The organism is Actinosynnema pretiosum (genome assembly GCF_002354875.1).
Lineage (GTDB): Bacteria > Actinomycetota > Actinomycetes > Mycobacteriales > Pseudonocardiaceae > Actinosynnema > Actinosynnema auranticum.
Map to the genome: position 1 here is coordinate 616,371 of NZ_CP023445.1, position 12,119 is coordinate 628,489.

The following is a 12,119-nucleotide window of genomic DNA, read 5'->3' on the forward strand; positions in this document are numbered from 1 at the left end:
ACCAACTTCACCCCCGTGTATGAAAAGTCCGTCTACGGCGACTTCGTCCAGGCGGGCAACGGCAACATGGGCTGCCCGACGGGGGCCGACCCGGTCTCGCTCAACAGCCTGAGCTACACCGACTGCGCGCCCGCCCAGGCGGGCACGGCCGCGACCGGCAACAACGGCCGCGAGTCCCACTACATGAAGTACGTGGACGCGGACGGCTCGGGCAACGTCGCCACGTACAACTCCTCGATCGCCAAGGTCAACATTCCGGCGGGCGCGACCATCGACTACGCCCGGCTGCACTGGGGCGGCCACACCGGCGTCTTCCGCAACGCCACGGACGCCACCGGCAACCGGGGCTGCGCGCCCGGCTACACCAGCGCGGCGAGCACCTTCCCGACCGGCACCCCCGCCACCGCCCAGGTCTCGATGGCCATCGGCGCGGGGACCCCGCTGTCCATCGGCCCCGACCTCTACACCGCCGACGACGCCGCGACGATGGTGCAGAACGAGTCCCAGCAGTACGTGGCGTCGACCGACGTCAAGAGCCTGCTCGCCCCGGCGGTGACCGGCTCCGACGTCAACCTGACCGTCGGCAACATCTGGACCCCCCAGGGCTACGGCTGCCTCGCGGGCTGGTCGCTGACCGCCGTCTACGTCCTCCCCAGCCCGACCGGCGGCGCGATCAAGCGCTCCATCCAGATCAAGAACGGCTACGTCAAGCAGCACGCCTCCGAGGGCAACTACACGACCTCGCTGGAGACCCTCGACGGGGCCAGCAAGACGACCGGCAGCCGCCTCGGCGTCACGTCCTTCGGCGGCCACCAGAACCTGACCTCCGACGCGCTGTCCTACAAGGGCACCGCGCTCACGGAGCCCAGGCTCAACAACTCGACGAACTTCTTCGCGTCCACGGCGACCAACCAGGTCACGCCGTCGGTCGTGAACAACTTCAGCGTCGACGCCAAGGTCGCGGTGCCGACCAACGTCGCGGTGGGCGACCGGAGCGGCGCCGTGGTCGTGGGCAGCGGCAGCGACACGTTCGTGCTCTCCAGCCTCGCCATGTCCGTGCCGACCCCCGGCATCTACATCACCGCGACGCCGAGGACCAACCCGCCGTACTACCAGGGCGACACGGTCATCTACGACGTCGTGGTCGGCACCTCGGACGGCCAGACCCTCACGAACGTCGGGGTCAGCAACAGCGACCAGGCGTTCGGGGACTGCAACAGGCCCAGCACCACGACGTTGAACAGCGGCAGCCCCACGCTCTCGTACTCGTGCACCGTCACGGCGGGGAACGCGAACTTCAACAACACCATCCAGGCGACGGGCACCAACGCCTTCCTTGAGCAGGTCTCCGACTCCAAGACGATCACGGCGACCGTGGGCACCATCGGCCTGTCGCTGACCAAGACCGCCGACAAGGCGGTCTACACCGCGGGCGAGACGATCAACTTCACCGTCACCGCCACGAACACCGGCAGCACGACGCTGACCAACGTCGCGATCACCGACCCGAAGGTCACCGCCTGCGCCAAGAACCAGGCGACCCTCGCGCCGGGCGCGCAGCTGGTCTCCACCTGCTCGGCCACCGCGCCGATCGCCGGTGACCAGAACACCGCGAACGTCACCGCGACCGACGTGCGCGGCAACCCGGTCAACCAGAGCGCCAACGCCAACGCCGTCTCCGAGGGCTCCATCTCCGGCCGGGTCTTCGCCGACCGCGACGACAACGGCGCCTTCGACGCCCTCGGCGGCGACACCAACCTCGTCAACGTCGGGATCACGCTGACCGGCACCGAGACCAACAGCGGCGCCCCGGTCAACCTGAACACGTCCACCGCCCCCGACGGCACCTGGTCCTTCGCGAACCTGAAGGCGGGCAACTACACCGTCACCAAGGACCCGACGCCGGACTACGACCCCGGCAAGCGCACGGCGGGAGCCAACGCCACCGCGCCCCTCAACACCGAGACGTTCACCGTCGCGCTCCCCGGCGGCCAGTCCTCCACGGGCAACCTGTTCGCCGTGATCCCCACGTCGAGCCTGTCCGGCTTCGTCTACGAGGACAGCAACAACAACGGCGTCAAGGACACCGGCGAGAAGGGCATCCAGGGCGTCGCGATCGCCCTGAGCGGCATCGACGACGGCGGCAACCCGGCGAACTGGAACACCGCCACCGACGTCGACGGCGCGTACACCTTCAACGCCCTGCGCCAGGGCAACTACAACCTGTCCGAGACCCAGCCCGAGGGCTGGACCGACGGCAAGGACACCCCCGGCTCGGCGGGCGGCACGCGCGACGCGCCGGACTCGATCGTCAACATCTCGCTCGACCCGCGCGTGGTCGCCATCGACTACCTGTTCGGCGAGTACAAGGGCACGTCGATCGCGGGCAAGGTCGTCGACGACATGGACATGGGCATCGCGGGCGTCAAGCTCACGGTGACCGGCGGCGCCGGTCCGCTGGAGACGACCACCGACGCGGGCGGCGCGTTCAGCTTCACCCTCGCGCCGGGCACCTACACCCTCACCGAGGAGCAGCCGCTCGGCTACGCCCAGGGCACCGACACGGTGGGCACCACCGGCGGCACGCACTCGTCGGAGAACACCTTCAGCAACATCGTGCTGAGGTCCGGCGACGCGGGCACCGGCTACGTCTTCAAGGAGAAGCGCGGCTCGCTGACCGGCTACGTCTACGAGGACAAGAACGGCAACGGCAACAAGGACGCGGCCGAGCCGGGCATCGCGGACGTCAGCGTGAAGTTGACCGGCACGGACGCGATGTCCCGCCCGGTCAACACCACGATGACCACCAACTCGCAGGGCCTCTACACCTTCACGGGCATCGTCGGCGGCACCTACTCGCTGACCGAGACCCAGCCCGAGGGCTACGAGAACGGCGTGGACAGGGCGGGCACGGTGGGCGGCGACTACACGCCGCCGGACACGATCAGCGACATCCCGTTCCCGGCGGGCGCGGACGCGACCGGCTACCTGTTCGGCGAGTACAAGTTCGGCTCGATCTACGGCGAGGTCCTGAACGACAAGGGCAACCCGATCGCCAACGTGAAGATCATGCTGGAGAACGACGAGCGCCAGCCGACCGGTCAGATGACGATGACCGACGAGTTCGGCCAGTTCTTCTTCGAGAACATCGTCCCCGGCACGTACAAGCTGGTCGAGGAGCAGCCCGCGGGCTACGCCGACGGCCCGGACACGGCGGGCACCGGCGGCGGTGACACCTCCGTCGCCGACACCATCGGCCTGATCCCGGTCGGGTCCGGCGACATCCTCACCGGCTACCAGTTCACCGAGAAGCGCGGCTCGCTCGCGGGCTACGTCTACGAGGACACCAACAACAACGGCCTCAAGGACACCGGCGAGAAGGGCATCCAGGGCGCCGAGCTGACCCTGACCGGCACCGACGCGCAGGGCAAGGCCGTCAACCTGACGGCGACCACCGACGTCGCCGGTCTGTACAAGATCGAGTTCATCGTCGGCGGCACGGGCTACACGCTCAGCGAGAAGCAGCCTGCCGGGTACGTCACCGGCAAGAACAAGGTCGGCAGCCAGGGCGGCACGCTCACCGCGCCTGACAAGATCACCGGCATCACCTTCTCCGCGGGCGCCGCGGCGACCGGCTACCTGTTCGGCGAGCTGACGCCCGCCTCGCTGGCCGGTGACGTGGTCAACGAGAAGGGCGAGGGCATCGCGGGCGTGACCGTGGTGCTGACCGGCACCGACGACATGTCGACGACCGTCAACAAGTCCGCGGTCACCACGGCGGGCGGCAAGTACGCGTTCAACTCGCTGCGCCCCGGCACGTACAACGTGACCGAGACGCAGCCGGACGGCTACGGCCAGGGCTCGGCCACCCCCGGCAGCGCGGGTGGCACGGCGGTCACCACCGACGAGATCACCGGCGTGGTGATCACCTCGGAGGCGAAGGCCACCGGGTACCGCTTCAGCGAGAAGCGCGGTTCGCTCTCCGGCGTGGTCTTCGACGACCGCGACAACGACGGCGTGCGCGACGACGGCGAGCCGGGCATCCAGGGCGTGACCCTGACGCTGAAGGGCAACTCGGAGTGGTGCGCGGTCGGCGAGCCCGACGGCACCGACACCGAGACCGACAACGGCACGGGCACCCCGACGCCGGACACGGGCACGGATCCCGGCACGACGGACCCCGGTACCGACCCCGGCACGACGGACCCCGGCACCACGGATCCCGGTACCGACCCCGGCACCACGGACCCCGGCACCACCGATCCTGGCACCACTGATCCCGGCACCACCGACCCCGGCACCGGCGCGGGCGGCACGCCCGACACCGGCGTGGACGCGGGTGGCACCCCGGACACCGGCGGTGGCCGGGTCGACCCGGCCGTCTCGGTGGACGAGGCCGCGCCGACCTGCGCGGTCGAGCTCACCGCCACCACCGACGCGTCCGGCGTGTTCTCCTTCACCGGCCTGGTCGGCGGCACGTACGACCTGATGGAGACCCAGCCCGCCGCGTACGCGGACGGCAAGGACAGCGCGGGCACGGCGGGCGGCACGGTCACCGCGCCCGACGCGATCATGGGCATCGTCCTGGCGGGCGGCGTCGACGCCACCGGTTACCTGTTCGGCGAACGCGCGGGCGTCATCACCGGCACGGTCTGGGTCGACGCGAACGGCGACGGCACGATCGACAACACCGAGATGGGCCGCATCGCCGGCGCCAAGGTCGACCTGATGGAGGGTGACAGCACCACCCCGCTCGCCAGCGCCACCACCACGGCCGAGGGCACCTACGAGTTCAAGGACGTCCCCGCGGGCGACTACTCGCTGATGCTCACCCTGCCGATGGGCTACGGGGCGACCACGCCGACCACGGTCAAGGTCACCACGACCACGACCAGCGGCACCAACGTCGACTTCGGCGTGCAGAAGGCCGCGATCGGCGACTTCGTCTGGGACGACTTGAACCGCAACGGCCTCCAGGACGCCGGTGAGCCCGGCATCTCCGGGGTCAAGGTCAACCTGCTCGACGCGCAGGGCGAGGTGAAGAGCAGCACCACCACGAACGCCAGCGGCAAGTACGTGTTCGGCGACCTCGACGAGGGCGCCTACCGCGTCCAGTTCACCGTGCCGACCGGCCGCACGTTCACCGCCCAGAACGCGGGCGCTCCCGACAAGAGCTCCGCGGTCGACCGCTCGAACGGCCTCAGCGGGCCGATCGTGTTCATGGTGGCCGAGGGCAAGGTCATGCAGAACATGAACATCGACGCCGGTGTCGTCGACCGGATCACGGACCTGGGCGTCACCCTCACGGCGGACAACCCGTCGCCGCAGGTGGGCTCGCAGGTCGTGATCACCAGCAAGGTGGTCAACACCGGGACCGTGCCGGTCAACGGCGCGATCGCGACGATCACCATCCCGCAGGGCCTGACCATCAACAGCGTCGACGGCGGAGCGCCGCAGGCGCAGGGCATGGCGATGGCCAGGGCCGCGCGGGCCGACGAGGGCTGGACCTGCGCGGTGAACGGCCAGCAGGTCGTCTGCACCACGCCGGACGTCATCCAGCCGGGCGGCTCGTCGCTGCCGATCACCATCACCACCACCGCGAACAGCGCGTTCACCACCACGAACGCCACCGCGCTGGTGACGCTGGCGGACGGCACGGGCGACGACAACCCGGCCAACGACGGCGCGACCACCCCGGCCCTGTCGACGGAGACCCCGTCCACGGGCGGCCCCAACACGGGTGGTGGCACGACGCAGCAGCCGATGCCCCCGATGCCGCCGAACGGCATGGGCAACATGCCGCTCGCGTGGACCGGTTCGGAGATCCGACCGGTGCTGATCGGCGGCCTGGCGCTGCTCCTCGCCGGCCTGGGAACCCTGTTCCTCGGCAAGCGCAGGCGCAAGCAGGGCATGTGAGCGCTGACTAGCTGAACCCAGGGGCGGTCCCCGGACCACACCGGTCCGGGGGCCGCTCCCGTTCGCGCGGCGGGAATCGGCCCGAGGTCCGATCCCCGAGCGGCCGAACTCCAGCAACATTCGGTGCCGTGCTGCCCCACCTGCTCCTGTCCGCGACCCTCGCACTCTCACCCACTCCGTCCACAGTGGACGTTCCGACCGTCGGGTCCACGATCCAGGACTTCCTGTCCCACCGGGAGGTCCCCGGCCTGGCGGTCGCCGTGACGCACGACGGGCGAACCCTCCACGCCGAGGGCAGGGGCCACCTGGGCGACGGGACCCCGGTCACCGCCACCACCCCCATGCCGGTGGCGTCCCTGAGCAAGTCCATGACCGCGCTGGTCGTTGTGCAGCTGGCCGAGCGGGGCCGGATCGACCTCGGCGCCCCCGTGCGCGACCAGCTCCCGGAGTTCACCACCGCGGACCCCCGCTCGGCGGGCATCACCCCGCGCCACCTGCTCCAGCACACCTCCGGCCTGACCGACCGGACCAACCCGACCGATCCGGCCACCCGAACCCCGCGCGACGCCGTGGCCGCGATGCGCGCGTCGACCCTGGCCTCGGCGCCGGGAACCGAGTGGTCGTACCACAACCCGAACCACCAGCTGGCCGCCCGACTCGTGGAGCACGTGACCGGCGAGCCCTTCGCGGACCACCTGCGCACGGCCCTGTTCGAGCCGCTGGGCATGTCCGACAGCCGCGCCGCGAACACCCCGCTGGACCTGCCCGGCCACCGGGGCCACCTGCGCCTCCCGATCGGCCCACCGGTGCCGTTCCCGGAGCCGATGTCCTTCGGTGGCGGCTCGGGCGGCGTCCTCAGCTCGGCGCGCGACCTGGCCGCGTGGCTGATCGCCCACCACCGCGGCGGCCCCGCGTTCACCACCACGACCACCCCGGCCACGACGCCCCCGTTCCACGCGATGGGCTGGTTCGCCCGCCGCACCCCGTCCGGCGCCCCGCTGCTGACCCACGACGGCGACCTGGCCACCGCGACCGCCTACCAGGCCCTCCTCCCGGCCACCGGCCACGGCGTCGCGGTCGCCGCCAACACCGCGACCCGCCACGCCGACGCGCAAGCCCTGGGCCAGGCCCTGGTGGAACTCCTGGACGGCGGAACCCCGGAGATCCCCGCCGACCCCCAGTTCGCGGTGGACGCGGTCCTCCTGGCCGCGACCCCGCTCCCGGTGGCCCTGGCCGCCCACCGCGCCCGCCGCCCGTCCCGCCGCCGCTGGACCTGGCCGCTGCTCCTGACCCCGTGGCCGCTGCTCCTGGGCGCGCACCACGTGACCTCGCACCTGTACCGGGGAAGGCCCGTGTCCTGGCTCCAGGCCGCCACCCTCTACCCGACCTTCCTGCTGCTCCTGCTGGTCACGGCGCTGTCGTCGACGACCCTGCTCGCACTCCGCCTGCTGCGCCCGAGGGCCACCGCCCCGTCACCCCCTCATCACTCCGGCGGGTGAAAGCCTGCGGAAGCCCCTGGACGCCCCACCCGTTCTCGCTGGCTTCGCGAGTTCGGACCGCGTCGCAGAACGGGGGACACCGCGGTGGACAACCCGCTGGTGGCGGCGCCGCAGAGCGGCACGACGGCGGTGACCGGGATCGGGATCGCGGAGTCGTCGGTGGACCTGGCGAACGGGATCGCGGACCGGGACTGGGTCGAGGCCGGGCTCGGGGGTGTCGGGGTCGGGCTGGAAGTGCTGTCGGTGGTGGTCGACCCGGTCGGCACGGTGGCCTCGTACGGCGTGGGGTGGCTGATGGAGCCGGTCGTTCAGCCAGACGTGGGGCAACGTCGCGGCCGAGGTCAAGGCGGTGGCGGAGGAGTTGGGTCGGCAGGACGCGCCCGGTTGGGAGGGGTCCGCCGCGCAGGCCTACCGGAACGTGAACGCCGAGGTGGTCGACGCGATCGCCGGGGCGGGGGTGCTCGCCGAGGGCATCGGCATCGGCGTGGTGGTCATGGGCGAAGTGGCCGCCGCCGTGCGCGAGCTGGTGCGGGACCTGGTCGACGAGCTGGTGGGCCGGTTGATCGCGTGGCGCTGGAGGCGGTGGCCACCCTCGGCGAGATCATGCAGAAGCTGGGCGGGCTCGGCCGCCGCGCCGACACCCCGTCCGGCCCCAACACCCCGGACCTGGCGGGTGCCCGGCCCTCGCTCCCGGACGCGCCGTCGGGCACGACGAGCCCCTCCGGCGCCACCAGCCCGTCCGGGACGACCGCACCGTCCAGCACGACGACCAGCCCGTCCGGCACGACCACGCCGAGCGGGGCGACCACCCCCGAAACCACCCCGAGCAGCGCTTCTCCCGGAGGGACCTCCCCCGGTGGCGCCACCACGACGAGCGGCGCCGCGCCGAGCCCGGCGAAAGCGGACCCGGCGCGCCCGAGCGCGCGCGACCAGGTCGGCGACGACCCCAAGGCCTGCGCGCGCCCGGAGAGCGGGCGACCCACGTGCGGTGACCCGGTCGACGTCGTCTCCGGCCAGGTCCTCCTGCCGCAGACCGACGTCGCCCTCGGCGGCGCGCTCCCGCTGCTGCTCACGCGCACCCACCTGTCCGGCCACCGCGCGGGCGCCCGTTTCGGCACGTCGTGGGCCTCCACGCTGGACCAGCGGCTCGAAGTGGACGACGAGGGCGTCTGCTTCGTCACCGAGGACGGCATGGTGCTGCTCTACCCGCACCCCGAGGGGACACCCGTCCTCCCGGTGGAGGGACCGCGCTGGCCGCTGTCCCGCACCGAGGACGGGGCGTACGCGGTGGTCGACGTGGAAGGGGGGCTCACCCGCCGCTTCACCGCGGGCGCGGGCGGGCTGTTCCCCCTCGACTCCATCACCGACCTGAACGGCAACCACGTCACCGTCGACCACGACGTCGACGGCGTCCCGACCGACGTGCGCCACTCCGGCGGCTACCACGCGTCGGTGCGCTCGACCGGCGGCCTGGTGACCGCGCTCGCGCGGCCCGACGGCCGGGAGTCGACCGCGACCTGCGACGCGGGCCGGAGGCCGCTCGTGATGACCGACGTGGACGGCGCGGTGTGGCGGCGCGAGTACGACACCAGGGGCAACCTCCTCGCGGTCACCGACCCCTCGGGCGCGCGCACCCGGTTCGACCGGGACGAGCGCGGCAACGCCGTGGCGATCACCGGCCCGCTCGGCGAGGTCCGCCGGATCGCCTACGACCGCGCGGGCCTGCCCGTCGCGATCACCGACGCCGAGGGCGGTCGCACCCGCTACCGGCGCGACCGGTTCGGCCGCGTCCGCAAGGTGACCGACCCGCTCGGCTCGACCACCACCCTCGGGTGGACGATCGAGGGCAGGCTCACCTCCCGCACCCTCCCCGACGGCTCGGTGGAGCGGTGGCGGTACGACGGCGAGGGCAACCCGGTCGAGCACGTCGACGCGGCGGGCGGGGTCTCCCGCACCGGCTACACCGGTTTCGACCAGCCCGCCTGGCACGTCGGTCCGGACGGCGCGCGGCTGGAGTTCGGCTACGACCCCAACCTGCGCCTGACCTCCGTCGTCAACGCCCAGGGGCGGGCGTGGACCTACCGCTACGGCCCCACCGGGGCGCTGCTGGTGGAGACGGACTTCGACGGCCGGTCCACGACCTACGCCCACGACGCCGCCGGGCAGCTGACCACCAAGGTCAACGGGGCGGGGGAGCGGATCGCCTACGAGCGCGACGAGCTGGGCAGGCTGCGCGCCAAGCGCACGCCCCGCGGCGACACCACCTACGAGCACGACCCGGCGGGGCGGCTGGTCAGGGCGGTCAACGGCGACGCGGACGTGGTGATCGAGCGCGACCCGCTCGGCCGGATCGTCGCCGAGACCGTCAACGGGCGCACCCTGCGCTCGGAGCACGACGCCTCGGGCAACCGCGTCCGCAGGGTGACCCCGACCGGTGCGGTCAGCGAGTGGGAGCACGACGGGACGGGCAGGCCCACGGCACTGCTGGCGGGCGGCAGGCGGACCGCGTTCGGGTACGACGCCGCCGGGCGGGAGGTCCAGCGCGTGATCGGCGACTCGACCCGCCTCAGCCAGGTCTGGGACGCCGGCCACCGGTTGCTCGCCCAGAGCCTCACCGCGCGCGGCGCGCACGTGCAGCGCAGGGACTACCGGTACCGCGTCGACGGCAACCTGCTCGCGGTCGACGACCTCCTGGCCGGGCCGCGCCGGTACGAGCTGGACCAGGCGGGGCGGGTGACCTCGGTGCGCGGCAGCGGCTGGAGCGAGAGCTACGCGTACGACCGGGCGGGCGAGCTGGCCCTGGCGACCTGGCCGGGCGACGCCTCGGGCGCGCGGTCGTACGCGGGCACGCTGATCCGGCGAGCGGGTGACGTCCACTTCGAGCACGACGCGCAGGGCCGGGTGGTCACCCGCGCGCCGCGCGCTGTCCGGGCGGGAGCGGGCGTGGCGGTACGGCTGGGACGCCGAGGACCACCTGGTGTCCGCGGTGACCCCGGACGGCGCCCGGTGGGCGTACCGCTACGACGGGCTCGGCAGGCGGGTCGCGAAGGAACGGCTCGACGCGGGTGGTGCGGTCGTCGACCGGGTCGACTTCGTCTGGGACGGCCTGGTCCTGGTCGAGCAGATCACCGGCGGGACCGCGCTGACCTGGGACTACGAGCCCGGTTCGCACCGCCCCCTCACCCAGGTCGAGCGGGTGCTGGCCGCGCCGCAGGAGTGGGTCGACGCCCGGTTCCACGCGGTGGTGTCGGACGTGGTGGGGATGCCCACCGAGCTGGTCGACGACGGCGGCGCGCTGGTGTGGCGGTCGCAGCGGACCCTGTGGGGCGCCGCCCTGGCGGAGTTCGCGGGCGGCCCGGACTGCCCGCTGCGGTTCGCGGGCCAGTACCACGACCGGGAAACGGGGCTGTTCTACAACGTCCACCGCTACTACGACCCGGAGACCGCGCGCTACAGCTCCCCGGACCCGCTGGGCCCGCTCGCGGGCCCGAACCCGCACGCCTGCGTCGTGAACCCGCTGCGGCTGACCGACCCGCTGGGGCTCAGCGGCTGCGACCGGGCGCTGGAGATCCTCACCAACCCGGACGGCGTCTACCACTCCACCGGCACCGGCGGACGGCTGATCTTCCGCCAGGGCGACGACGTCCTGATCACCGAGGGACCGGGCAGCAAGGCAGGCCAGCTGGTGACCAGCTACGGCCCGTCCGGCCCGAGGGGGGACAGCGGCGCGGCCGTCTTCGGCGGCGCGCCGTCGGACCCTGGGCTGCCCGTCACGCATGACATGATCGTGGAGGGCCGGGTGCCCGTGCCGGGTGGCGGCACGCTGCCCCCGGCGGTCCAGGTGCTGCCGCGCTAGCAGGAGGTGCCAGGTGGGCGTCGAAGTCGTGGACGGCGGCGGTCTGCCACACGTGCCGAGGCTGGCGCTGGGCAACCGCTCGGTGCTGGTCGGCCCGTACGGCAGCGCCGCGGAGCACGAGCGCCACGTGCTCGACACGGCGGGCACCGGGAACTGACCGGACACGGAGGACGACGAGTACCGCTTCGACCGGGGCACGGGTGCGCTGGTCAGCGCTTTCACCCACATCCCCGACACCCCCCCGGCCCCCCGGCCTGGCACACCCTCCCCGAGCACGGGGCGTCCCTCCGCTGCCCCGCTCCCGCACCGCGTTCCCCCGCGTCCGGGTACTGGCTGGCGCCGGACGCGTCGGTCCTGGTGTGCGCCTACACCCCCCGCGCGGGCGAACCCCGCCGCGTGGACGTGGCGCCGGGCTTCGCGCTGCTCGTCGGTGACGGCGGTCTGCACGGCTGGCTGCTCGACCACCCGGACCGCCACGTGGTCACGGCCTGGGAGCCCGCGACCCCCGACGTGCCGGACGAGGACTTCCGAGTCGGGTTCACGGCCTACTTCAGCCTCACCACACCCGAGTCGGTCGAGGCTCTGGAGGACGGCGACCCGAGCGTCCTGTCCCGGTTGGCAGCACTGCGCGACACGATCCCGCTGTCCGAGGGCGCCCACCCCCACAGAGCGGCTCTCCACCACGCGGTCAAGGGCTTGCTGGACTTCTACGGCTGACCCCGGTCATGACACCGCGCGAAGAACTGCACGCCCTCCTGACGGACCCCGCGCTGTCGCACCCCGAGCGGATGCGGCACGTCCGGGCGCTGGCCGACGTCGAGGACCGCATCACCGAGATGTTGTCGAAG

The 12,119-nt window shown here is 72.6% G+C and carries 5 protein-coding genes and 1 pseudogene; all 6 read left to right on the forward strand.

Going from position 1 to position 12,119, the window contains the following annotated elements:
- Positions 1 to 15: 15 nt before the first annotated feature.
- Positions 16 to 5,916 (forward strand): SdrD B-like domain-containing protein, encoded by a 5,901-nt coding sequence (locus tag CNX65_RS02900; RefSeq protein WP_177154484.1) that lies wholly within the window; start codon positions 16 to 18, stop codon positions 5,914 to 5,916.
- 185 nt (positions 5,917 to 6,101) lie between these two features.
- Positions 6,102 to 7,415, forward strand: a complete 1,314-nt coding sequence (locus CNX65_RS02905; RefSeq protein ID WP_232519680.1) for a serine hydrolase domain-containing protein — start codon at positions 6,102 to 6,104, stop codon at positions 7,413 to 7,415.
- Between the two features lie 603 nt (positions 7,416 to 8,018).
- Positions 8,019 to 8,558 (forward strand): annotated as a pseudogene (locus CNX65_RS38255) (DUF6531 domain-containing protein); the annotation flags it as partial.
- Positions 8,559 to 10,677: 2,119 nt separating this feature from the next.
- Positions 10,678 to 11,271 carry an RHS repeat-associated core domain-containing protein gene (locus tag CNX65_RS36630; protein ID WP_408608532.1) on the forward strand — a complete coding sequence of 198 codons (594 nt, stop codon included), beginning with the start codon at positions 10,678 to 10,680 and terminating at the stop codon, positions 11,269 to 11,271.
- A 13-nt stretch (positions 11,272 to 11,284) separates the two neighbouring features.
- Positions 11,285 to 11,428, forward strand: coding sequence for a hypothetical protein (locus tag CNX65_RS35130; protein WP_157767484.1), 144 nt, complete (start codon positions 11,285 to 11,287; stop codon positions 11,426 to 11,428).
- A 239-nt stretch (positions 11,429 to 11,667) separates the two neighbouring features.
- Positions 11,668 to 11,988: a hypothetical protein gene (locus CNX65_RS02915; RefSeq protein ID WP_157767486.1), complete on the forward strand. Its 321-nt coding sequence runs from the start codon at positions 11,668 to 11,670 to the stop codon at positions 11,986 to 11,988.
- Positions 11,989 to 12,119 lie beyond the last annotated feature (131 nt).